The 23,642-nt window shown below is 69.2% G+C and carries 18 protein-coding genes; 9 read left to right on the forward strand and 9 right to left on the reverse strand.

Features of this window, described 5'->3' with window-relative positions; translation table 11 throughout:
- Positions 1–159 precede the first annotated feature (159 nt).
- Together WMF34_RS02995 and WMF34_RS03000 are read left to right on the forward strand one after the other, a co-directional pair.
- On the forward strand, positions 160–5,820 hold the full coding sequence (locus tag WMF34_RS02995; RefSeq protein ID WP_437992353.1) for a DNRLRE domain-containing protein: 5,661 nt from the start codon (positions 160–162) through the stop codon (positions 5,818–5,820).
- Between the two features lie 213 nt (positions 5,821–6,033).
- On the forward strand, positions 6,034–7,704 hold the full coding sequence (locus WMF34_RS03000) for a VWA domain-containing protein (RefSeq protein ID WP_437992354.1): 1,671 nt from the start codon (positions 6,034–6,036) through the stop codon (positions 7,702–7,704).
- Between the two features lie 95 nt (positions 7,705–7,799).
- Here the strand turns inward: WMF34_RS03000 and WMF34_RS03005 are convergent, their stop codons facing one another.
- The 6 genes from WMF34_RS03005 to WMF34_RS03030 all read right to left on the reverse strand — a co-directional run bounded on the left by WMF34_RS03005 (position 7,800) and on the right by WMF34_RS03030 (position 14,246).
- Positions 7,800–8,798, reverse strand: a complete 999-nt coding sequence (locus WMF34_RS03005; RefSeq protein ID WP_437992355.1) for an AraC family transcriptional regulator ligand-binding domain-containing protein — start codon at positions 8,796–8,798, stop codon at positions 7,800–7,802.
- Positions 8,799–8,955: 157 nt separating this feature from the next.
- Positions 8,956–10,347: a DUF1552 domain-containing protein gene (locus tag WMF34_RS03010; RefSeq protein WP_437992356.1), complete on the reverse strand. Its 1,392-nt coding sequence runs from the start codon at positions 10,345–10,347 to the stop codon at positions 8,956–8,958.
- Complete coding sequence (locus WMF34_RS03015; protein WP_437992357.1) at positions 10,344–12,065, reverse strand: DUF1592 domain-containing protein; 1,722 nt, start codon at positions 12,063–12,065, stop codon at positions 10,344–10,346. Before WMF34_RS03015 ends, WMF34_RS03010 begins: the two co-directional genes overlap by 4 nt.
- Before the next feature lie 185 nt (positions 12,066–12,250).
- A complete protein-coding gene (locus tag WMF34_RS03020) occupies positions 12,251–12,958 on the reverse strand; it encodes a hypothetical protein (RefSeq protein WP_012233191.1) in 708 nt (235 codons plus the stop codon).
- Entirely contained in the window at positions 12,955–13,701 is a 747-nt protein-coding gene (locus WMF34_RS03025) for a tetratricopeptide repeat protein (protein ID WP_437992358.1), read from the reverse strand. Before WMF34_RS03025 ends, WMF34_RS03020 begins: the two co-directional genes overlap by 4 nt.
- Positions 13,701–14,246, reverse strand: coding sequence for an RNA polymerase sigma factor (locus tag WMF34_RS03030; RefSeq protein WP_437992359.1), 546 nt, complete (start codon positions 14,244–14,246; stop codon positions 13,701–13,703). Before WMF34_RS03030 ends, WMF34_RS03025 begins: the two co-directional genes overlap by 1 nt.
- A gap of 209 nt (positions 14,247–14,455) precedes the next feature.
- Here WMF34_RS03030 and WMF34_RS03035 point away from each other — a divergent pair, with 209 nt between their 5' ends.
- On the forward strand, positions 14,456–15,439 hold the full coding sequence (locus WMF34_RS03035) for a hypothetical protein (protein ID WP_044963824.1): 984 nt from the start codon (positions 14,456–14,458) through the stop codon (positions 15,437–15,439).
- 831 nt (positions 15,440–16,270) lie between these two features.
- Here WMF34_RS03035 and cas6e read toward each other — a convergent pair.
- Positions 16,271–17,011, reverse strand: coding sequence for a type I-E CRISPR-associated protein Cas6/Cse3/CasE (cas6e, locus tag WMF34_RS03040; protein ID WP_012233195.1), 741 nt, complete (start codon positions 17,009–17,011; stop codon positions 16,271–16,273).
- A gap of 18 nt (positions 17,012–17,029) precedes the next feature.
- Entirely contained in the window at positions 17,030–17,371 is a 342-nt protein-coding gene (locus WMF34_RS03045; protein WP_437992360.1) for an HD domain-containing protein, read from the reverse strand.
- A gap of 318 nt (positions 17,372–17,689) precedes the next feature.
- Between WMF34_RS03045 and WMF34_RS03050 the strand changes: the two genes are divergently transcribed.
- The 4 genes from WMF34_RS03050 (at position 17,690) to WMF34_RS03065 (ending at position 21,382) form a co-directional block, all read left to right on the forward strand.
- On the forward strand, positions 17,690–18,097 hold the full coding sequence (locus WMF34_RS03050; RefSeq protein ID WP_437992361.1) for a hypothetical protein: 408 nt from the start codon (positions 17,690–17,692) through the stop codon (positions 18,095–18,097).
- A gap of 496 nt (positions 18,098–18,593) precedes the next feature.
- Positions 18,594–19,541 carry a hypothetical protein gene (locus WMF34_RS03055; RefSeq protein ID WP_437992362.1) on the forward strand — a complete coding sequence of 316 codons (948 nt, stop codon included), beginning with the start codon at positions 18,594–18,596 and terminating at the stop codon, positions 19,539–19,541.
- Between the two features lie 251 nt (positions 19,542–19,792).
- On the forward strand, positions 19,793–20,383 hold the full coding sequence (locus WMF34_RS03060) for a hypothetical protein (RefSeq protein ID WP_437992363.1): 591 nt from the start codon (positions 19,793–19,795) through the stop codon (positions 20,381–20,383).
- 567 nt (positions 20,384–20,950) lie between these two features.
- The gene (locus WMF34_RS03065) at positions 20,951–21,382 is read left to right on the forward strand and encodes a DUF6968 family protein (protein WP_437992364.1); all 432 of its coding nucleotides are present in this window, start codon (positions 20,951–20,953) and stop codon (positions 21,380–21,382) included.
- Positions 21,383–21,484: 102 nt separating this feature from the next.
- Here the strand turns inward: WMF34_RS03065 and WMF34_RS03070 are convergent, their stop codons facing one another.
- Complete coding sequence (locus WMF34_RS03070; RefSeq protein ID WP_049876144.1) at positions 21,485–21,748, reverse strand: hypothetical protein; 264 nt, start codon at positions 21,746–21,748, stop codon at positions 21,485–21,487.
- A 269-nt stretch (positions 21,749–22,017) separates the two neighbouring features.
- Here WMF34_RS03070 and WMF34_RS03075 point away from each other — a divergent pair, with 269 nt between their 5' ends.
- The gene (locus WMF34_RS03075) at positions 22,018–22,350 is read left to right on the forward strand and encodes a hypothetical protein (RefSeq protein ID WP_437992365.1); all 333 of its coding nucleotides are present in this window, start codon (positions 22,018–22,020) and stop codon (positions 22,348–22,350) included.
- 80 nt (positions 22,351–22,430) lie between these two features.
- Positions 22,431–23,573, forward strand: coding sequence for a D-alanine--D-alanine ligase family protein (locus tag WMF34_RS03080; protein ID WP_012233199.1), 1,143 nt, complete (start codon positions 22,431–22,433; stop codon positions 23,571–23,573).
- Positions 23,574–23,642: the final 69 nt, after the last annotated feature.

A 23,642-nucleotide genomic window follows, 5' to 3' on the forward strand; every position in this document is an offset into this window, starting at 1 on the left:
GGTTTGTCGCCTTCGCCGCCGGCCCAGAGGCAGCTAATCCACGCAACGATGGGAGACCGCGAGCCGCTCCGCGAGCGGGCACGGCGGCCGACCGCGTCACGTCCGCTCATCTCGGCCGATCAGGCCGTCGGGGTTGATTCAATGACAGCTCTCAGGTCCATGCTGATACGTCAGCTCATCCACTCACGAGACGCCCTCGCGGATCCCAGGCGCGCGGGGCGCCTCCCGCTCCTCCTGTGCCTGGGCATCGTCGCATCGGCCTGCGCGGGCGGCGCCGACGAGCCGAGCGAGCCGAGCGAGCCCATCGGAAGCGTGCAGCAAGCGCTCTGCTCCGCGGACGACGTGGGCTGCCAGAGCGGCGCACCGAGCTGGCCGAGGTGGTCTCAGCAGCCCGATCGGCCGGACGCCGTCTTCGAGGAGTTCGAGACCGGCTCGGGCGCCGCGAGCGCGTCGAGCAGCGCCAACTCCAGCAGCGCGTCGAGCAGCGCCAGCTCCAGCAGCGCGTCGAGCAGCGCCAGCAGCGCGAGCGGGGCCGGCGGCGGAGGCTCAGGCTTCGAGTTCAAGCCCAAGGCGTGCGACCCGAACCTGCTCGGCAAGATGCCGGAGAATCCGAACCCGAAGGGCGCCGATCTCCAGAACATCACGACGAACTTCCATGTCCTGCAGTCGATGCAGATCCTCTCGTCGATCGTCAACAAGACGGCCGAGGCCATCAACGCCTCCGACACGGAGACCGTCGAGGACGCCGGCAAAGGCAGGTGCATCTGCACCCAGCGCGTGGACGCCGGGTGCACGGACGTCATCCAGAAGGGCCAGACGACCTACGAGGAGTGCTCCGACTTCTGCGATCCGGCCACGACGCCGACGAACACCTGCAGCATGGGCGTGCTCGTCTGGCTCTCCAACGACGTCCAGCAGACCCAGGAGGGCAAGGCGAAATGGGCCCGCAAGATCGTCAAGTGGCTCGACAAGATGGCCGGCGAGATAGCCGACGGGCGCTTCGCCGACTTCCTGGAGCAGCTCGGCGGCGACCTCGAGAACGCGACGGAGCTGCTCGCGAAGATCCAGTGTTATATCGACCTCTACACCGAGGGCTACCACCTCGGCGGCTACTCCAAGCAGCGGCCCGATCTGCACATGTGCATCCCCTGGGCCGGCCATGGCGCGTACGCCACGATGGTCGAGAGCGGCAACGGCAAGTGGGGCATCGGCGCCCGCTACGAGTCGCGTAACCTGAGCAAGAAGCATCGTGCCCAGATGCGCACCGGCGGCTTCGCCGTGACGGTGTTCGACGAGACGCTGAGCATCCTCCCGGGGACGGAGTTCAACATGCAGCTCGACGGGTACAAGTGGTTCAACCGCGAGGCCCCCTTCGGCGACGACGAACTCGGCCACTTCGGCGGCGGCGGCCTCAGCCTCTCCGCAGCGAAGCGAAAAGGGCTCTTCTACCTCGCGGACGGGGATCAGGTCGAATCGCTCGACACCGACCACGACGGCCGGGTGTCCCCGCAGGAGTTCCTCGTCGGGACATACATGCCCTTCTCTTACACGGCGGACTACACGCCGAGCGGCGCTCCGAGCCCGGCCACCTGGCCCAGGAGCGCGGCGAAGCCGGCCGAGAAGCTGGAGGGGCGCTCCGCCGCCGTCATGGCCGCGGCGCTCAACCTGGATATGCAGATGAAGCCGATCGAGAAGGATCTGACGAAGATCCCGCTCCCCCCGGTCCCCGGCGCGTTCCTCATCCCGTACTTCCGGCTCGGCGCCGGGGTCAAGTGGTACGACGAGGCCTATTTCATGCGCAAGCGCCTGCAGGAGGCGCTCAACAAACACACGAACCACAAGATCGAGAACGTCGATTTCGATCGCGACATGCACGCGTTCCAGGCGCCGGACGTGACGGGCGAGGCGGGGACGGTGGTCTCGGTGCGCCCGGAGGTGGGCGCGAAGCTCTTCCTCGGCGTGCCGCTCGGCAAGCGGCTGAAGGTCGGCGTGGAGGCGAGCATCGGCTTCTCGGTGGATCTCAAGCCGAGCGGCTCCGGCGGCGTGGTCGACCTCAACACCTCGCTCGAGCAGGCGCTCGTGAACAGCAACCCTGACGAGTCCCTCGAGTGCAAGCCCGTCTTCAACTACAAAGATCAGACGTACTGCTCGAACCGCCTCGTCGAGGAGTCCGAGCTGAACCTCGGCTGCTCCCCGCTCGACACCAACAACTCCTGCTGCCTCACCTTCGCCACCGGCGGCCGCGCCTGCATCGACGACTGGACGGGGATCACCGAGGAGTGGTGCGATTCAGGCAAGCTCTCGTACGAGCTGCTCGCCACCTTCATGAAGGAGAAGCAGGCCAAGCTGCTCAAGACCGCCTTCCAGGCAGGCTTCACCGCCAAGTGGAACGCGAACAAGACCTGTGACGAGTGCGACAGCGACGGCACCTGCGTGACCGACGTGCGCAGCGACGATCTCCGCGACATCTCGGGCTGCCAGAAGCACGGCGTCTGCTGCCTCCCCGTGGCGTCGTCGCCCTTCGGCCTGGCCGGGGCGCGCGCCCTCACGAACGGCAGCTACGCGCAGGCCCGCTTCATCCAGCCCGGCGACATGGCCTATGACGCGTCGACGCGCATGCTCTACGTCGCGGACCGGACCGCCGTGCGCCGCATCGACCTGACGAGCGGCGCGGTGACGACGATCGCGGGGTCGACCGTCTCGGGCACCACCGACGGCGTGGGCACCGCCGCGCGGTTCAACACCATCTCGGGCATCACGCTCCACGACGGCGCCCTCTACATCGCCGATCGCGGCAGCCGCACGATCCGCAAGCTCACGCTGAGCAGCGGCCAGGTCACGACGATCGCCGACCGCACCGTGGTCGGCACGCCGCGCGACGTGGCCGTGGTCGGAAGCCACCTGTACGTCACCAACAGCGGGGACCGCACGCTGGTCTGGATCGACCTCGCGACGGGCGCGAACATCGCGGTCGCCGGCCTGGCCTCCTCGTCCGGGAACGTCGACGGCGTGGGGACGACAGCGCGGTTCGCGGAGCCGTCCGGCATCGTCGCCGACGGGCGCGGCAACCTCTATATCGCCGACGCGTTCAATAACTCGCTGCGCCGGTACGAGATCGCGACCTCGATGGTCACCACCGTGGCAGGCAACGGCACCGCGGGCTCCGCGGACGGCGTTGGCACGGCCGCTCGGCTCACCTCGCCGCAGGCGCTCGCGATCGACGGCTCTGGCAGCGTGTTCATCGGCGAGGGCAACAAGCCCGGTCGCGTCCGGCGCTTCGATCCGGCGCTCGGCGCCACGGTCACGGTCGCCGGCGGGCCTGGCACCGTGTGGCAAGACGGCCTGGCCACGTCCGCCGTCCTCGAGCTGCCCGGCGGCCTGGCCGTGCTGCCCTCCGGCGACATCTACGTGAGCGACTCGCTGCCGTCGACGGTCCGCAAGATCGGGAGCAACTGCGACGCGGCGATCCCCGGAGCCGTCACCTACGACGTCACCGAGGCCGAGTGCCCCGGCAACTTCGGCGCGTACCGTTGCGTGACCGAGACCAGGAGCGATGTCGTCGAGTGGAGGGGCCCCGGCTGCCACCCGCTCCACTCGGGCTTCCAGTCCGCGTGCGGCTGCGCGTCCAACGCCGACTGCGCGAGCGGCGAGACGTGCGACCCCGTGAAGAAGCTGTGCACGGTCGGCGGTACGCCGGTCACGTGCCTGTGCAGCGCGGACCCGAACCCGACCTGCGCGAGCGAGCCAGGCCGCACGTGCGTCGACGGCGCGTGCACCCGCCGCTGCAACTACGACGCTGCCACCGCGGACACCGTCTGCGGCTACGGTCAGGTCTGCACGCCCGACGGCGTGTGCGCGCCGCAGGCCGGCGCCCAGTACGCCGAGCAGGTGATCTGGGGGCTCAAGAACCCCCATGCGCCCGCCCACGCGATCGCCACCTACGGCATGAGCGAGCTCGAGCTCATCGCCGCGCTCAACGCCGGCATTCACATCGGCCTCGAGGTCAAGCTCTTCAAGAAGCCGAGGAAGTTCACGCTCTGGGACTGGCGCCGATCCTGGGATATCGGCTCGGTCGCGAAGGCCAAGTTCCAGCCCGGGCTCGAGGCGACGTACCAGTGGGACAGCACGTCGCTCGGCCAGGTGACGAACTACCAGCCGACAGAGGTGACCCGCTCCCTCACGGCCCCCTCGGAGACCGCCGACTTCCTCGCGTGGTGCAAGGACGAGCTGGGGCTCCACGCGGAGGACCCGATGGCCCCCACCACGGAGGACGTCACGGGCGGCGTGCAGGAGGTCCTCAATTTCGGCTTCAACCTGGGAGAGCGGGTGTCCACGATGGAGAACCTCTGCATCGAAGGTCGGCCCATGATGGACTGGCTGCAGGACAAGGACGCGCTCGCCGAGAGGTTTGTGACCGGCACCTGCACGTACGTCGGGCTGGTGAGCGGCCTGCGCGGCAACCTCAGCTTCCCGTGCCAGGAAGCGCACATCAACCTGCTCAAGCACTGGGGCTGCCTCGACGCGCAGGGCTCCGCCGTCGCCAACCAGCTGCGGGTGGGCGCCTTCAGCGGCGCCGTCGTCAACACCCCGACGCCCACGTTCGATCTGACCGCGCTGCTCTACGACACGAGCAACGGGCTCGAGGCGTCCAACCTGGTGTATCCGAGCGCCCTGGCCGAGGCGTGGCTCGCCGAGGTCGAGGCCTGCTTCGACGAACACTCCGAGGACACCGTGCCTTGCTCGTGCCTCGACGACGCGGATTGCACGACGGGACCGGGGCAGACGTGCGTGAGCGGGACGTGCCAGGGCCCCGAGGACGACGTCATCCAGTGCTCCGTCGTGCAGAACGCGGGCGTGACCGTCGAGCGCTGCTGCGGCGACGGCGTGCAGCAGGCGTCCGAGCAGTGCGACGACGGCAACGCGCAGAACGGCGACGGCTGCTCGTCGAGCTGCCTCCTCGAGACGACGGGCGCGTGCTGCCGGTCCCAGGGCTGCACCGACCTCGGCACGGGCGGCATCAGCTCCAGCGCGAGCTGCCGCGAGGCCGGCGGCTACTTCCTGAGCGGCTACAGCTGCGCGCAGGTCGACGCCTGCGGGGTCGAGCCCATCGGCTCGTGCACGGAGCCCGACGGCGCCTGTCACACGCCGGCCTACGAGGCGCAGTGCGACGCGGTGAGCGGCGTGTTCGTCGTCGGCGGCCGCTGCGAGAACGAGCCGGAGCGGCTGACGCTCCAGCCCGGCAGCGACGGTATCGATGCGACGATCACCAACCTGAGCGCGAGCGTCGGGGCCAACAACGGGAGCTCCCCGAACATGACCGCGGGGGTGTGGACCTCCAGCAATACGAGTTACGTGAACCGGAGCCTGTTCCGCTTCGATCTGTCGGAGATCCCGGCGGGCTCCACGATCGAGCGGGCGCGCCTCACCCTCTACGCCGATCCCGACGCGCGCCTCTACGGCCAGGGCACCTGGAACGGCCTGCTCCCGGGGCACTCGACGTATGGCGGCTCCAACGCCTTCCTGCTCCAGCGCGTCACCTCGGCGTGGCAGGAGAACACAGTGACCTGGGCCAACCAGCCCACGACCACGTCGCTCCACCAGGTGCTCCTGCCGCCGAGCACGTCGCTCGGCCAGGACTACGAGGGCGTGGACGTGACCGAGCTCGTGCAGGACATGCTGAGCGCGCCCGCGAGCAACCACGGCTTCCTGATGCGCCTCGAGAGCGAGGTGGGGAACTACCGGGAGGTCTCGTTCATGTCGAGCGACACCGCGAACGCCGCGCGGCTCCCCAAGCTCGAGGTGGTGTTCCGGAGGCCCTGAACACCCGCTTCGGATACGGGTCCACCTCGGCGTTTTCGGTGCTCAGCGCACTGGAGTGCGCTTCCGCGCCGAAAACGCCGATCTGGACCCGTCTCCTGTGCGGGAGACCGCCGCTCTGCTCTGCGTGGAGCAGAGGTGGGCGGAAACCGCTGTAGACATTTGGTTTTGAACGATGCTCAAGAAGGATTGGAGATGATGAGAAGGTCATTCAGAATGTTCGCAAGCGTCGCCGGCGGTCTCGTCGCGAGCGCGGCGGGGATGTCCGCGGCGCTGGCCCAGGTCGCCCCGCTGGACACCAACCATGTGGTGATCATCGACCGGTCCGGCAGCATGTACGGCGACCGCCTCGCGCTCGCGAAGAAGGCGGCCAAGATCTACTGGAACACGCTGGTGTCGAGCAATGTGCCAGCATCGCAGTCGTTCACGGAGCTGCTCGGCGTGGCGAGCTACTCCGACACCTCGTCGATCACGTACCCCTTGACGGCGCTGCCGGCGTCCGGCCTGGACACGGCGGTCGACGCGCTCGTCGCGAACGGGTCGACCTCGATCGGGGCCGGCCTGGAGGAGGCGCTCGACATGCTGATCGCCGAGAGCCCGACCAAGAGCGCACGCGAGTGCGTCATCCTGCTGTCCGACGGGCAGCACAACACGCCGCCTGCCCCGAGCGACTTCTATACGGACTATTACAGCCGCGTGGACGAGGTCCACTCGATCGCGCTCGGGTCCGGAGCGGACGAGGCCATGATGAGCGACATCGCGGCGAACTACGGGTTTTCACCCGGGCTCTACCTGCGCGCCGACAGCGACACCGCGATCGACCAGCTCGAGCTGATCGGCGCGTTCAACCGCATGGCGAACGATTGCCGCGACGGCGGCATGATCGACCAGGGGCTGACGCAAATCCCGCCTCCGTCGCCGCAGTCGCCGCTCTCGTTCGCGTGCGCGGACACGCTGGTCTCGGCGGCGCAGATCGTGGATTTCACGATGATCTTCGTCGGGGCGGCCGCGCCGGAGGTCTACTTGCTTCCCCCGTGGGACCAGACGTCCAAGATCACCGAGGCGAACTTCGCCGCGTCTGGCTCCGACCTGACCTTCTTCTCGGCGGAGAACTTCAAGCGCTTCTCCCTGAACCTGACGGAGGCGTACGAGGAGGGGTTCTGGCAGTTCTGCGCGGTCAACACCTCGGATCAGCCCATCTACGTCTACTCCGCGGTATCGACCCTGGCCGACACGATCTCGCTCCGGGTCACGCCGAGCACGCTGAACGTCGGGGCGGCGCCGCTCATCGTGGAGGCCGAGGTGAGCCACCTGGGCAGCCCGGTGCTGGGCGCCACGGTCAGCGCGGAGATGACCGGCCCGAGCGGCGCGGTCACGCCCCTGTCGTTCCATGACGACGGCGCTGCGGCGCACGGCGACACGACGGCCAACGACGGCGTCTACTCGCTCAAGGTCGGCCAGTTCGCCGAGACGGGGAGCCACGACATCACGGTGTTCGCGGACCACGCCGGCAGCGCCACCGTGCCGATGTTCACGCGGCAGCACACGTTCGGGTTCTACAAGAACCCCGCGCCCCCCTGCCAGAGCCTCGGGCCGATGAGCTCGGCGATCATCGCGTCGGTCAACGGGACGTCCTGCTTCCAGATCGATCGGGCGAGCCTCCCGACCGGCTGGACGCCGGCGACCCTGACGCTGCAGATGAGCCCGGCGGACGGCGTCCCGCTGAACGGCGTCAGCGTGTCGGCCAACGGCGGGGCGCCCCAGAGCGCCCCGGCGAACAGCTGGTCCGCGACGACCACGATCCCGTTCCCGGGCACCGCGAACGACGTCGTCTACCAGGTGAGCACGACGAGCAACAGGCAGCTTCAGATTCAATGGTATCCGTGATGCTGCAGGGCGGTCTCGGCGCGATGTGCGGCTGAGTCGGCATGGACCGCGCGCGCGTGGCGTACCTGTCCGTCGGGACCGCCGGTGAGCTCGGCTCACCGGCGGCGCAGCGCGCGGGACACCGAGCGCGCGCTCGCGTAGCCGAGCCCGGCCGCGAGCGCGCGCCTCGTGGGGTTGGACGAGGCCAGGTAGCGATCCGCCAGCTCGGTTCGCGCTTGCATCAACAGGGCGCGGTGGGACGTGCCCTGCTCTCGCAGCAGCCGCTGGAGCGTCCGCGAGCTCACGCCGAGGTGCTCCGCGATGCGATCGATGTTCGGGTTGCCCTGGGCGATGCAGGTCTGGAGGGCCTGCCGGACATCCTCGACGAAGCTCGACGGGACGCGGGCGACGGCCGCCGGCGCCCCGCTGGGCTTGCCGAGCGCCTGAAGGCGCGCCGCCGCGCAGTCCTCGAGGATCTCACAGAGGCGCGGCTCGGCGGAATGGAAGGGCAGCTCCAGGAGGTCCCGATCGAAGACCAGCTCGTCATAGGGGGCATCGAACTCGACCCGCGCGTCGAAGACGCGCTCGTACTCGCCTGCGACGCGCTCGCGGCGGTGCCGGAAGCGCACCGCCAGCGGGCGGATGTGCTCGCCCGAGAACGCCCGCGTCCGGAGCACCATCAAGCTGACGATGAGATCCGCGACGGCGGGCACGCCGTCCGGCGAGAGGTGGCGGAAATGCGCGCGGCGACCGGTCACCTCGAGGCTCAGGACGCCCCCGCTGGCGACCAGCGGAGCGAAGCGGATGACGCGTTCCAGCGCTGTTCCAAAGCTGCTGCTGCTCCGTGTCAGGTAGTCGAGGAGGTCGAGCGAGCCGACCTCGAGCCCCTGCGCGGCGTGCAGCCCGAGCAGCGGATTGCCGCTCATCTTCTCGGCGGAGGACCATATCTGCCGCGCCGCGCTCAGGGAGATCGGCAACCCGCGCTGGCGGAGCGCCTCCGGCGGGAGCGCGGCGTCGCGCAGGACCGCGTCGATCGGGAGCCCGAGCTTGGGCGCCGCGGAGAGAAGGAGCAGGACGAAATCAGAGAACGCGGACTGAGCTGGCGCAGGGACCACGGTTCCTCACAAGCCAAATGTGTCGGAGCGTAGTGGCCGAAGCCGCCCGGGGCAACCCGGATCCTGGCGCCGGGCGCCTGTCCGTCCGGCGTCCTGCGCGGCGCGCGGCGCGCGCGGTGCGCGCGGGCCACCCAGGGATGCGAGGCGAAGAGGGGGCTCAGGCCAGGAGGCCCGGCAGCGGCCCGGTGCACACGCCGGGAATGCCGAAGGTGGTCACGTCGTCGAGGCCCATGGCGTTGCACACCGACACGAGCAGGTTGTTGTGCGGCAGATCGGCGTACTTCATGGTGCGGCCCATCTTGAAGTAGCCGCCCGCGCCGCCCGCGAGCACCCAGGGGATATCCTTGTACGTGTGCGTGTTGCCGGCGCCGAGCTCGTTGCCCCAGAGCAGCAGGGTGTTGTCCAGCACCGAGCTGCCGTCCACTTCCTTCGCGAGCGCCAGCTGATCCAGCACGTATTTCACCTGCTCGCTGTGCCAGACGTTGATCTTCACGAGCTTCTCGTTCGCGACCGCATCGTTGTCGCCGGCGTGGGAGAGCTCGTGGTGCTCCTCGTTCACCCCGATCCAGGGATAGTACTGCCAGCTATCGGCGTTGGCCCACATGAACGTGGAGACGCGGGTCATGCCGCAGATGTGCGCGAGCAGCATCAGGTCGGTCTGCAGCCGGCCGACCTTCGGATAGTTCTCCATCGCTCGCGTGTCGAACTTCTCCGGCATCGTGAGCGGCGTGCACGACACCGCCGAGCTCTGCAGCCGCTGCTCGATGTTGCGGATGCCGCCGAGGTGCGCCTCGAGCCGCGCCTTGTCCTCGGAGCTGACGCGCGCCTTCAGGCGGCCGATATCGTCCTTGAGGAAGTCCAGCACGCTCTGGCGCTCGGCGATCAGCCGCTGCAGCTCCGTTTCGGAGAGATCCGCGTTGGCGAAGATGCGCGAGTACATCTGGAATGGATCGTCGACGGCGGTGTTCGGCTGGTTCGGACCGCGGTACGAGATCACGCGGAGCGGCTCCTGCCCCTCGATGCGCACGCCGAACTCGAGCGACGGGAACTGGCTTCTCTCGCCGATGCGACGCGCGATGTGCTGGTCGACGGAGATGCGATCCGCCCAGCCGGCGGGGCCGCCCGCGCCCGTGAAGCTGCCGGCGAGCAGCGAGCCGCCCGTGAGCATCGCGCCGGGGCCCTTCATGTGCGGGCCGCCGGGCTTGTTCTCGCTCGGGACGCCGAGCTCGTCCTCGACCGTCGAATTCATGTGCACGCCCTTGAGCACAAGCATCCTCTGCTTGTGCTCCTCGAGCGGCGCCAGGATAGGTCCGAGCGAGAGCGGCGCCTCGTGCGCGTCTCCCGGCGGGAAGAACGCCGACGGCACCGTGCCGTTCGCCGAGAAGATGCCGATGAAGCGCCTGGCGCCCGGCTGCTTCGCGTCCTGACCAAACACCGTGGCGCTCCGCCAGACGGGGCTCGTGAGCGCGACGGTCAGGGCGCCGAGCCCGCCCAGCAGCTTGCGGCGGCTGATCTGGGTGCGGAGGTCGATAGGGCCTCTTCGGTTCATGGCATCTCCTTCGTGTGCGCGTCCAGCGCGCGGCGGTAAAGGAAGGCGTCCGTCTCCACGACGGCGCGGGGAAGCGCGTTCAGATCCTGGCCAGCAGCCTTGAAGGTCGCGAGCAAGCTCTCCATCGAGCAACCATCCATGTCCTGCTCGAAGCGGGCGATGGCGAAGCGGAACCACTGGCGCGCAACGCACTCTTCCACCTCGGCGCTGCCCGCGAGCCGCTCGCCGAGCTCCGCCACGCCCTCGAAATCGCCGTTCATGTCGCGGGTGGCGATGATCTTGCCGCTCGCGTCGACCGGCTCGCCGCCGTCGAGCTCGCGGTAGCGGCCGAGCGCGTCGTAGTGCTCGAAGCCGAAGCCGATCGGATCGAGCAGCTGGTGGCAGCCGACGCAGCTCGGGTCCACCTCGTGCTGCGACAGCCGCTCTCGGGTCGAGCTGCTCGGGTCGACCTCGGGCGGCTTGGGGATGTTGGCCGGCGGGGCGGGCAGCTGCTGGCAGAGCAGCGCCTCGCGCACGAACTTCCCTCGGTAGATCGGCGAGCTCTCTGCGGGCTTCGCCTGGACGGCGAGCAGCGCCGGGAGCGTCAGGATGCCCGAGGTGGCGCCGTCCGTGCGCTTCAGCGCCTGGAAGGAGTCGTCGCCGGTGACGCCGTAGTAGCGGCCGAGATCCTTGTTGTAGAAGACCGTCGTCGAGGTGAGGAGCGCGCTCAGCTTGCCTCCCTCGTCGTCGAGCACGTGGTCGAAGAAGGCGTCGGCCTGCCCGCGCAGCGACTCGCGGAACGACCGCGACTGCCACTCGGGGAAGGCGTCCGCGTCCTTCACCACGCTGTTCAGGCCGTTCAGGTGCGTCCAGCTGCCGAGGAAGCGATGGACCAGCCTCGCGCCGCGCTCGTCCTCGAGCATCCAGTCGAGCTGCGCCGCGACACCCTCCTTCGTGGTCAGGCTGCCGTCGTCGATGGCCTCGTTGAGCCTGGCGTCCGGCAGGGTGCCCCACAGCATGTAGGAGAGGCGAGCGGCCACCTCGTAGGGAGAGAGCTTCACGGCGCGATCGCTCACCTTCTCCGAGGTGCCGATCTCGACGCGGTACAGGAAGCGCGGCGACTGCAGCATGCCGCGGAGCAGGAGCTCGACCCCGTGCTCGTAGCTCGTCTCCGCGCCGGCGTCGAAGAGCTGCAGGTGTCGCTCGATGTCCGCCGCGTCCGTGATCGGCGCGCGGTAGGCCCGGGCGCCGAAGCCCACGACCAGCTGGCGCGCGCACTCGCTCGGCTCGGCTCCGGCCTCGCAAGGCGCGATCCTGTCGAGGGCCGCCGGATTGCCGGCGACGGCCGCGGCGATGACGTCCGCCGCGGCCTGGAAGTGCTCGAGCTCGACCTGCGTCACGTCCGGCTGCAAGAGGCCGAACGCCGACGCCTCGATCGCGGGGCCGAGCGCCGCATCGAGGCCGGGCACGTCGCCGATGAGGTCGCGCACGGTGTTCAGGTACTGCTCCCGCGAGAGCAGCCGCATCGGCGAAGGCCCAGGATCGATGGTGCTCGCGTCGCACGTCAATGGCTTGCCGGGGCCCGCCGACCCCGAGCCCGAGCCTCCGCTGCTCGAGCTGCCGCTCGCGCCGTTCGTGCCCTCCTCCGGCGATGTGCCGTCTTCGCTGCCCAGGTTGCCGATGCACGCCGACAGCGCGAGCGCCGCGGCGAGCAGGCCCGCGCTTCCGTGGGACTTCAATTGTTCAATCGATGATGGTGTCATTCAGGGCTCCGCTCGAGGCTGCTGGCTACTCGGGCTCGGTGGGAGACCCGCTCGGGCGCGATCACCTTTTTCGTCGTCGAAGCGTGGAGACGTTTCGATGGGTACGAAGAGGTGGGTCTACGGTCGCCGCGCTCCGACCCGATGGCGGGAGCGCCGCCGGCTCACGGTCCTTCGATGCTGCAGCACACCGCGCAATCGTAGGCTTCGAGCAATTCGCGCCCGGCGCACGGGACGTCGCCGCACGCTGTTCCCTTCAAGGCGCCGCAGCTCGGGAGGCATTCCCCTTCGACCTCGATCGAATGCGGCGGATCGCAGGGCGTGTCGTTGCCCGGAGGCTCGTCGCCGTCCGGCGTGAAGTACAGCCGATCCAGCTGGACGCCCTCGACGGCGTTCGCGAGGACGAGCTCGTGCGCTCCGGCCGAGAGGGGGAAGCGGAGCGGCTCGCCATAACGCGTGTTGTCGTGGAGATCGTCCCAGAACCAGATGTCACCGACGCTGATGCGCCAGAGGTACCAGGGGCCGCCGTCCACCTGGAACCAGAAGCGGTTGTTGAGGGCGCCCGGAGCGTGGATCCGCCCCCAGATCACGTATTCTGCCCCGCTCGGCGCCTCGAAGCGGTAGCGAGCCCGCTCGAGCCCCGGCGCCTCGTCCGAGGGCATCCCGGCAGGGGGCGCGATGAAGCGGCCCCCGGAAGCGCGGCTGTCTTCACCGACGGTGAAGCCGTCGCTCAGCTCTCCGAGCTCCGCCTCGATAGAAGACGATCCGGACACGACGGGCGCCCAGGCTCCGACCGAGGTGATCTCCGCATCACACCCGGAGGCCGCAAGGCAGCCGAACGCCATGATGCGAGCGGCCGAGCAGCGCCTCACGGCTGATCCAGGAACCGCCCGAGCTTCGCGCTGTGGGGGCTCTTGGGATACTGCTTGACGAAGGCCTGAGCGCGCCGCTTCGCCTCCTGCGCGTTGCCGCGCGCGGCCAGCACGTCGATGGCGAGCACCTCGCGCTCCTGCCGGAGCACGCCGTTCGGGAACTGCGCACGCAGGCGCTCGAGGAGCGCCGTGGCTCCCGCCACGTCTCCAGAGCGCAGCTTGGCGCGCGCTTCCGTGAGCAGCGCGCTCTCCGCGCGCAGAAGATCGGTCTCCGTCGGCTTCGGTCCGCTCGGCCTCCGGGGCGGCTCTGCCGCGGTGGGGCCATCGCGCGGCGGCTCCGGAAGCGCCTTGGGCTCCTCCAGAGGTGCCACAGGGGCCTGCGGCGCCTCCGCGGGCGCGCGCTCCGGGGCCGCCGCGCTGGGCGGCGCAGGCGGCTCGTCCGGGGAGGAGAGGGCCCAGTACCCTCCGCCGAGCACCAGGCCGCCGCCCACGAGCACCGCCGCTGCCTTGGCCGAGAGCGCCGGCGACAACAGCGAACCGGCGCCAGCCTTCGTGGCAGCGGCGGCGCTCGAGCCGGCCGCGGCGCCGGCGGCCGTCCCCGCCGCCAGCTGGCCCGCGATGCCGCGCCATGCGCGCTCCTTCGCGCCCTCGGGCGGACCCACGTGGCGCACGCTCCCCAGGAGCTCCCGCTCGAGCGGGTCCGCCCCGCTCTTGACGCTCAGCAGCCGTTCAGGATCCCCCATCACACGGCCTCCTTTCGGCTCGTGTCCTGTGCAAGCGCGAGGCGCTTGACCTCGCGGGAGAAGGTCTCGCGCGCCAGGCGGAGGCGCGAGCGCACGGTGCCCACGGAAATGCCCAGCAGGTCCGCGATCTCCTGTCCCGACTTCTCCTCGAGCTCGAAGAGGACGAACACGAGGCGCTGCGGCTCCGGCAGCTTGTTCAAGATGGCCTCCGCCGCCTGCGCGCGCTGCCGCGACTCGGCGCTCAGCGCGAGCTCCTCGGACGCGCCGCCGTAGAGGTCCATCTCCGCGGCGTCCGTCGTGACCTCGCGCCGGAACCGCGCGGAGCGCCGGTAGTCGCTCGCGACACGCTGGCAGATGCCGAAGAGCCATGTCGTGAGGAGCGATCGACCCTCGAACTCGGGGAGCTTGAAATGCGCGGTCAAGAACACCTTCTGCGCCAGGTCGAGCACGTCCGCCTCGCGCACCCCGAGGCGCCTGAGCGAGCACCAGACGAAGTTGAAGTGCGCGTCGTAGAGGGCTCGAAACTCGGGGTCCGGTATGCTCATGCCGTGACGTCCCGGTGACCTGTCAGCGAACGAGACGAGCCGACGCCGCAAGATCGAGCGCGGAATTGTGCAGGGACGATACCACTCGGTCCCCTAGTGGGGACGCCGGGCCGAGACGATCACAAATAAATGCGCGTGCTCCGCGCGGCGGCTACCCTCGCGTCGTCCCGATGCGGAGGCGTCGCGCTTTTCCCGTGGTTTTTGGTGCGATGCTGGCGGCTTCGGGGACCGCCACGGCGCAGACCGAGCCGTTCCTGAGCGTGACGCGCGGCGCTGGCGCCGAGATCTGCCCGGACGCGGCGCGCCTCATCGAGCGCGTCGAGCAGCTGCGCGGCCGGCCGGAGACGGGTGCGAGCGGCTCCTACGTCGTCGAGTTCACCCGGGATACCGACGGCTTCCGCGCGTCCATCCGCAGCGGGAGCGGCGCGCGCGAGCTGCGCGATCGCAGCCGCAGCTGCGCCGGGCTCGAGCAGGCGACCGCGGTGACGCTCGCGCTGCTGCTCGACTCCGACGCGCGGGAGCCGTCGGCGCAAGCTTCCGAGGCCGAGGCGCGCGACACGCCGCCGCCCGCGCCTCCAGCGCCTGCGCCTTCGCCCAGCGTTTCGGCGGAGCGGCCGCTGGTCGCGCGGCCCGCGCCAGCGGGCGCCGGCGGCGGCGAGCGCGAGGCGTCGACGTCCGGACGTGGCGCCACGCGGCTCACGATGGCGGTGGGCGCTGCCGGCCTGTTCGGCGTGGTGCGTCCCTTCGCGCCCGCGCTCTCCGCGGAGCTCGGCATCGGCGGTACGCGATTTCGAGCGGCGATCGGCGCGCTCTGGCTCGTCCCGCAGACGCTGGAGCTCGGGCCGGGCGAGCTCCGCGAGACGATGCTCGGCGGCGCCGTGCGCGCCTGCTTCGCGGCCGCGGGTGCTGGGGTGCTGCGCTTCGACGTGTGCTCCGGCGTTCACGCTGGCCGGCTGAAGGCGGCGGCGAGCGGCTTCACGCGGAACGACGCCGTCGAGAAGACGTGGCTGGCGGTGCCGATCGAGCTGTCGCTGGCGAGCCTGGCAGGTCCGCTCGGCTTCGAGGTCGGCGCCGCCGCGCTGGTGCCGCTCCGGCGCAACGATTTCTCGGTGGACGGCGTGGGGGTCGCGTACAGATCGCCGCCGGTCGGCGCGCTGGTGTCGCTCCGTGGCGTCGGAAGCTGGGTGCCGTAGGTGCGTTACGGAGCCGGGGAGCCATCACCTGGCGGGCCGTGTTGAACGCATCCTCGAGCTGTGCACTTGCGAACACATCCGGCCACACGAGCCGGACCCCGACGGCCTCACACATCTCGAGCCACCTCGGATCCTGCGGCTCCCGCTCTGCGACGAGGACAGGTTCAATTGTCCTCCCTCCGGCCCTGAGCAGATGAGCGTACCAAAGCACTTGACCGAGCCCGAGCCTGAGCTGCCGTTCCTCGTTCGCATCCGTGATGCTTTTGACCTCAGCCACGAAGATCGTGGTACCCGCTTCCCAGGCGAGGTCGTACTCCGGTTCGCTCACGGACGGCGAACGTGGCTGGATGTCGTGGCGTCGAAGGAAGTCGGCGAGGGCGTTCTGCGTTTTCGCATGTCCATAATTGCCGCGCTCGATCTTCTCGAAATCTACTTCATCAAAGGGAGCGCGCGAGGTGAGGACCTTGGTTTCGTCAGCGGGGCAATAGTCCGAGCCGAGCTCTGTTGCCTCTGGGACGGGCGCTCGCTGCGTCCATCCGCCGGCCGCGGCCGCATGGAAGGAGCGTACCCTGAGCTCGCGCGTAGACAAACGTGATTTCGACGCGATCCACCATCGTCGAGGCTCTTCATGGTGCCCGGAGGCCGCCATCTTGATCGCGCTGCTCAGTTCACCCCCCGCGTGCGCGGGGGCGACCCAATCCTGCTACCGAGGGCATCGTATCGACACCCCGGGACCGAGCATCAGCACCGAGAGCGCCGGGGCGACGTTTTTTTGGCGCGCTCGCTGCGCCGTACCTGCCAGTCGCCCGCCGGCTTGCCGCCGGACGCCGCTCAGCCCTGCTCTGGCGCGATCGACAGCAGCCCGAACCCGTACGCCTTCGCCGGTCCGACACCCGCCGCGAGCGCTTCACGAAACCGATCCGCGTCGGTCACCCGCAACCGCCCCTCGAACAGCACCGGTGCCAGCGTGAGCTGCTGTCGCTGCTCGCTTGCGCCCGACCCGCGACCGGTGAGCTTCGGCTCCTCGACCGCCGACACGCCGCCCACCCCGGCGCCGTCCTCCGCGCCGCAGAGCTCGAAGCCGCCGGCCATCGCCTTGCGCCGCAGCCAGTCGAGCCGCGATGCGTCGTCGCGCAGCTCCACGCGCCTGCCATTGCGGCGCTTGCCGTCGTCGCCGCTCTTCGTGTCGATTCGGCGCGTCGGACTGGCGCGCAGGCTGAAGCGGAAGAAATCCCCCGCTCTGATACGCGCCCGCTCGCTGCCGACTTCCCGGATCGCCGGGTTCTCGATGGGGCTCGGCTCGGTTAAGCCCAGATCCTCCTGGATATCGAGGAAGTAGTCCTCGGGCAGCCGCGTGAAGTCCGGTCGCGTCGCGCTCTGAACCAGGAGGACGAACCGGCCGCGCAGGACCGCCTCGTCCACGCGAAAAAGGACGCCGTGCGCCCGGCGCGGATGGGGCCCGGCGCCGTCGGGGAACGCGCGCATGATCGTGCGGTGGAGACCCTCGATATCGGCGATATCAGCGCGCACGGCGCGCGAAATGGGGTTCAGCAAGGCTCGGGACAGGTACATCGGAGGCTCCTTTGCAAGTCAGAGGGCGGGAGTCCGCAGCTCGGGGCGCCGCGCGACCAGCGAGGTCTGCGGCGTGTCCTCGGGCGACAACGCGAGCTCTCCGGGCTCGATCCACGTCGTGCAGACGAAGCGGCGCGGCAGGGCGAGGGCTGCGGCCATCGCGTCGAGCCGCTCGGGACGCACCTGGAGCAGCAGGCGCTCGGCGCACGCGACAACGTCGAGCACGTGGCACAGGAGAGGGTGCCAATCCGGGCTTCCCTCGCGGGCGCGGGAGGGGTCGGCTTTTCCCCAGAGCTGCCAGACGCGGGGGTCGAACGATGCGTGGGGGGCGTTCTCGGCAGGGGGATGAGCGCCCATCATGATGCTGTCCTTGGGATGCTTTCATCATGGATCGACAAGGCGTGCAATACGAATCAATGCGCATCTCACGCCTGTTCGACCCGTCGGGTAGCGCATCGCGGAGCCCGCCTGACATCCCGCCGCTGTCGACTGGCCTGCCACCCCCACGCGGGCGGACACCGTCGCCCTGGCGTTCGCATCCCTGCGATGCGCACGGTGGCCCCTACCAGGACTGCTCCACGCGCACGGCGCTTGGCAGCGGTCGTGCGGGAGCGGCGCCCGGAGGGGTCGAGGTGAGACGGGGCAGGGGAACGGCTCACGGCGACCATCGAGCGGCTCGTGGCAGCGATCGAGCGGTTCGTGGCAGCCATCGGGCGGTTCGTGGCGGCCATCGAGCCGTTCTTGGCAGCGATCGAGCGGTTCGTGGCGGCCATCGAGCCGTTCTTGGTGGCCATCGACCAGCTCGTGGCAGCGATCGAGCGGTTCGCGGGCGACGCGGCGACCGTGCGCACGTTCGTGACACTCTTCTGCGACCGAATAGCGCAGTCCGATATCCAGCCCGAGCAGGAGTTTGACGAACTCGCGCTTCATGCATCCCGTGTAGAGGCCTTCGTCGAGCATGTGGGCCATGACCGCGCCGAGTTCGCCGACGTACGCATCGAGCTCCGCGCCCGTGCTGAGTTCGTCCGCGACGAATCGCAACCCGCTGCGCTCTGCTCGGGCTCGGCCGCGGAGCGGGGGGCCTGATGAACGGTAGCGCAAGGACATGAGCAGTGATGCGAATCACCGTTGCGCCCGCATCTCCGCGCGTGTATCCGGAATGACCTGGAGGGTGGGGGCATGCGACGCATGTCGAAAACGAAGGCGGCCGCTGTTCTCGTTTCCGGTCTCACGGCGTGCAACTTCGACATGGGTGAGTGCTATCTCAGGGGCCAGGGAACGGACGGCGCAGGTGGCAGTATCATCCTCCCGTCAGCGGCTACAGGAGACGCATACCGAAACGGTGACGACGTGGGCAGCGGTACCTCTGAGCAGATGGCAGGGTGCGCCCCGGTCACCAGGTGCAGCGAATACTTTGAAGCTTGCCAGGCCAAAGGACGGCCTTGCACGCGCATAACGACAAGCGGTCATACGTTCTGTCGCGACTGTCTTGACTATTGCCTTCGCGGCGAGCCGTACGAATCTAGTGAGTGTCTTCGCTGTGGATATCGCTAGCGCAACACATGTGGTTTTCGAGTCTCGCGTGGCGGATCGCATCGCGCCGCTGGGTGCCGCCAACGTTGTCGTCGACTCCGACTGTGTTCTTGTTGGGCCGTCTCGCGTGGGTGCGTCCGAGCATGTTCTTGCGCGTCAGGCGTGGTGGGGTGATTTTGACGACCCTATCGGTGCTGATCGCAAGATAGGTCCTGTGGTTTTCGTATGGGTTTCGTCCACCAATCTGCGCGAGCGCGTGGCGCTCTGGAGAGTCTGCAGCAGGCTGCGCACGCGTGCCATCCCCCGCAAGGACATCGTCGTCGTCGAACTGGATCCTCCATTCCTAGGGCTGGACAACAACGACTCTGCCGTGCCGACGTGGTGCTCCGCCTCCGCGCTGGGGACGATCCTGGAGCGGCTCGGTGAAGCGCGTCCCTGGCCGCCCGGACGCTACCGGCGTGCCGTCCGCCTCTGGAGCCAGTACACGGCAGCAGATCCGAGGCCGTTCGCGCAGAATTGCGCACGTGGCGTCGAAGGGTTTCCAGAACTCGCGCCCTTGTGGGAGCTCCTCTCGTCCTTTTTCCCGAGAAGGACTGCGGAAGGAGCGCTGCGCCTCAGTCGATTCGACGAGCTGCTCCTGACCATCCTGTCTGCGGAGTGGCAGACTCCTCTCGCCGTGGTTGGGCGCGACCTGCGGGCTGGAATGGACTTGTGGCGGACGCTCTCCTGCACGGGCGACCTGTTCCTGCCACGCCGGCTAGAGCATTGGGCAGACCACGACGCTGGCGCGGCTGTGGAACGTGCGCCAGGGCCAGAGCCATCCGACTCGCACCCGATGCTCTCGCGAGTGTATCGGCTTACCGAACGTGGTATGAAGCTCCGCGAAGGCATCGATGTCCTCGCGGATGCACCTGGTTTGCCCCTGGCTGGGGTCGAGGCGTACTCGACCTCAGCTCCCTGGGTGCTGCTCGAAGATGGACGGCTGGCTCGCTTGTGATGACTACGATCCTGGGTCCACGAGGGTGGGCGCATCGCGGGCGGGTCCTGCTGCGCGCGTGTCGGAGCCGGGCGCGTGTGGGGGGTGACCAAGCCGAGCGCCTCGCAGGCCCCGCTCGCGCTCCAGGGAAAGTCTCGCGCCCGCACACCGTGCCTTTGCCGAGATCGTGCTCCCCAGGTCCCCCGGCTTGCGAACCTTGCCGCTGGCGGCTAAGCCCGTCTGCTTGTCCCCATCATCCGACGGAGGAACCCATGGCACCGCGAAAGAAGGATTCGACTTGGACCACGTGGGAAGACATGCCGCTCGACGAGTTTCGAGTGCGGGCCCGGAAGGCGAAGGCCCTCGCCACCGAGTTCGTCGAGAAGCTCGACGAGCTCTTCCCCGGCCTCGTGACGCTCACCAAGGAGCAGCGGAAGACCGCGCCTAGGCTGCGTGACGGCGAACACGCGATGCTGCACAAGGTGCTCGACGTGGTCGACATGAAGCCGGCCCTGTTCGAGTCGCTGGCCGATCAGGACGAAGGCATGGACCCGAACCGCTTCGAGACGGCGCTGCTCCGCGAGCGGATCGAGAAGCACCTGCTCTTCAGCGACGTCGCGGCGAGCCTCTCCTCGGTGGGCGGCGAGCTCGGCGACTCGACGCTCTATACCGCCGTCAAGTTCCGCGAGTCGCTCTATGCCGCCTACCGCATCGCCAAGACGCACGCGCAGACCGACCGGAAGGTCATGGACGTGCTCGCGCCGGTCGTCGACTTCATGCGGAAGAACGTCGCCGCCGCGGCCGCCGCGAGGCGGATCCGCACGCCGACCACGGCCGAGCTGCCGAGCTCCGGAGACGCGTAGCCTCGACGAGGGCAGGGGAGCGCGCTGATGCGGCCCCAGGAGAGGCCGCGAGCGCACAGACTCTACGAGCTCGGTAGCATGGCCTGTGACGATGCGCTGCCAGCTGGCATGTGCTGCATCTCCTGAGCGACGATGAGCAGGGGGCTCGTCTAAGCCGCGCGGCGCCCGGGTTCACCGTCGCTCGACGGACACCGGGACGCAGCGCAAGCGCTTCTGAGCTCAATCTTCCTGGGTGTGGGTGCAGCTTGAGCTCCGCATTGTCGGCTCAGAATCTCACGGCTCCGTGCCGCTCCCCCGCCGAGCCCTCGCGTGCAGGCGGATGCCGCGCTCCTGGTGCAAAGGAGGCGATCCTCCCGTCCGTCATCGCCCCGGTCCATCGCGATCCGTGCCTGCGGTGATCGCTGTCGCCAGGGCAAGGCGCTCGCGCTCGCTTCGTGCGAAGCCAGGGAGGAGTTCTGCCGAGCGCAGCCACGGAACATGCGCCGCCGGTGCTGGGAAAATGTGCATGCCAGCTCCCTTGGCTGGCTCGTGTATTGCACGGTCGAGTTCTCGTACTAGCCTCATCGCATGGATGAGAAGGATTCGCCGATCGCGGAGCGTCGCTACAGCGTGGAAGGTCAGCCTGGGCGAGAGATCATCTTGAAGATTGGACGGCCGTTCGAGGTGAGCCCTCCTGGGGTGGACTGGGCGTGTCCCGTCGTCTTCGAGGGCCTGGACGACGGATGCAGCAAGTGCGTGTACGGGATCGACGGTGTGCAGGCGATCCAGCTCGCGATGCAGTACGCGCGCAACCAGCTGGAGGCCTCCGGGCTGCAGCTCCTCTGGATGACCGATGAGCCGGGCGATCTGGGGCTCCCGCGCCCGATCGAGAGCACGCTCGGCGTATGGTTTCAGCGCGAGCTCGAGCAGATGGTGGAGAGTGAGCAACGCAGGATGCACGAGATCGTGCTCAAGCTCGGCGAGGCGCGCGAGCGGCGCCGGAAATCGACAGGAGCCTAGCTTCGGCGCGGTGCCCGTTCCGTCGCGTGGGCTGGGCGGATCGACCGATGCGTGATTCTTTCCTCGTCGGCTCCTGCTCCGTCGAGCAGGCGGCGCTCCCCATCACATCGTTTCGACCGACTTGAGCATCTCCGGGACGAAGTGAAGTCTCGGCCGGAGCAGCCTGTCGCGGCGCCCGGGCTGTCGGACCTGGAGCATGGCGCCGGTCGCGGAGCTGTTCGAGGCATCCAGAAGATCGTCGGTGAACGTATAGCTGTAATTCTCTTGCTTGGTCGGTGTCTTGTCCTCCGCAACGGCCTCGGGGATCGAGACGCCGAGAAACAGCAGCGCGGCTGTGACTGAAATAAGCGATCGCGGCTTCATCATGCCTCCTCGCCTTGTTCGGACACGAGCGAGGTCCGCAGATTGGGACCCTTTTTACCGAGCTCGATGTCGCGTCGCGGAGCTCGCCGGGGCGGGCGCGTCCAGAGCGCGCGGTGCTCCCGCCCGGGTGGGCAGCCCCAGGTGGACGATGCACCTCTGCGTTCCGTGCCGACAGGCGCGCTCGATGTCGTCGCGGAGGGCTCCCCGGACGGACCGCCGATCCGGTGACAACGCAGGTGACATCGCTCTCCTTCCGCGTAGAATCGGGCCCGATGCTCACCTGCAGTCGAAGGAGCACGACGGGCGGCCTCATCGTTGCGGTCGTCGTGGCGCTGGCCGTGGTCGTCCCCGCCGGAGCGGCGGGCGCGAGCGAGGAGACGCCGGCAAAGGTGGCGAACGGCATCGCCGTCGGCGCTCGGCTGGAGGCGCTCGCGGACGTCAAGGTCGCCCGCGCCGAGGTCGCCCGGGGCTCCAGGGTGAGCGTGGCCAGGCTGATCGAGCGCCAGGGCCAGCTCACCGCCGTCGACGTCGAGCTCGCCGACGGCCACGTCGCACGCGTGGCGATGGCGACGGTCCGCACGTCGTTCCGCGTCCTCTCCGAGTAGCCGTCATTCTTCGCGTCGCTCGCGTCGCTCGAGTCGCCGGCTTCTTCACCCCCGCGCGCGATCGCGGCTAGGGTGCCGCCATGCGGAACCCCGCCAAGGTGCGCGTCGCCGTCCTCTTCGGCGGCCGCTCGGCCGAGCACGAGATCTCCCTCCTGTCCGCCCGCTTCGTCGTCGAGGCGCTCGACCGCGACCGCTTCGAGCCGGTGCTCATCGGCATCGACAAGTCCGGCCGCTGGCTGCTCCAGGAAGAGGCGCTGCTCCTCGGCGCGGCGCGCGACCCCCGCCTCGCCCGGCTGAACGAGGCGATGCCGGAGATCGCCCTCGACGCCCACCCCGGGCCCGCCGGCGAGGCCACGCTGACCGTGCCGGGCGGCGCCCGCGCCCCGATCGACGTCGTCTTCCCCGTCCTGCACGGGCCCACCGGGGAGGACGGCTGCGTCCAGGGCCTCCTCGAGCTCGCCGGCGTCCCGTACGTCGGCTCCGGCGTGCTCGGCTCCGCCGTGGGGATGGACAAGGACGTGATGAAGCGCCTGCTCCGCGAGGCGGAGATCCCGATCGTCCCCCACGTCACCCTCCGCCGGGCCGCGTGGGACCGCGATCGCGGCGCGTGCATCGACCAGATCGCCGCCCTCTCCGCCCCCGGCAGCGCCGGGTTCGGGCCGATCTTCGTCAAGCCCGCGAACCTCGGGTCGTCCGTCGGGGTCCGGCGCGTCAAGGCGCGCTCCGAGATCGAGGCGGCCGTCGAGCACGCCTTCGAGTTCGACCTGAAGATCGTCTGCGAGCAGGGCATCGAGGGCGTGCGCGAGATCGAGTGCTCCGTGCTCGGCGACGACGACCCCATCGCCTCCGTGCCCGGCGAGATCGTGGTCGGGCACGCCGACGGCTTCTACTCCTACGCCGCGAAGTACATCGACGCCGACGGGGCCACGATCCGGATCCCGGCCGATCTCTCCCCGGCCGAGGCGAACGCCGTGCAGCTGGTCGCGCTCCGCGCGTTCCGCGCGCTGGAGGCGTCGGGGATGGCCCGCGTCGACCTGTTCCTCTCGCCCGATCGCGCGCTCTACGTGAACGAGATCAACACCATCCCCGGCTTCACGGCGATCTCGATGTACCCGAAGCTCTGGGAGGCGAGCGGCATCCCCGCGCGCGAGTTGATCGAGCGCCTGATCGCGCTCGCGCTCGAGCGCGGCGCGCGCAAGGCCCGCCTCAGGACGAGCGCCTAGAGGAACAAACGGGTTGAAACCGCCAGAAGAGAGCAGAATTCGAACCGCCAAGGCGCCATAAGACGCCAA

The organism is Sorangium sp. So ce145, assembly GCF_051525985.1.
GTDB lineage: Bacteria > Myxococcota_A > Polyangia > Polyangiales > Polyangiaceae > Sorangium > Sorangium cellulosum_B.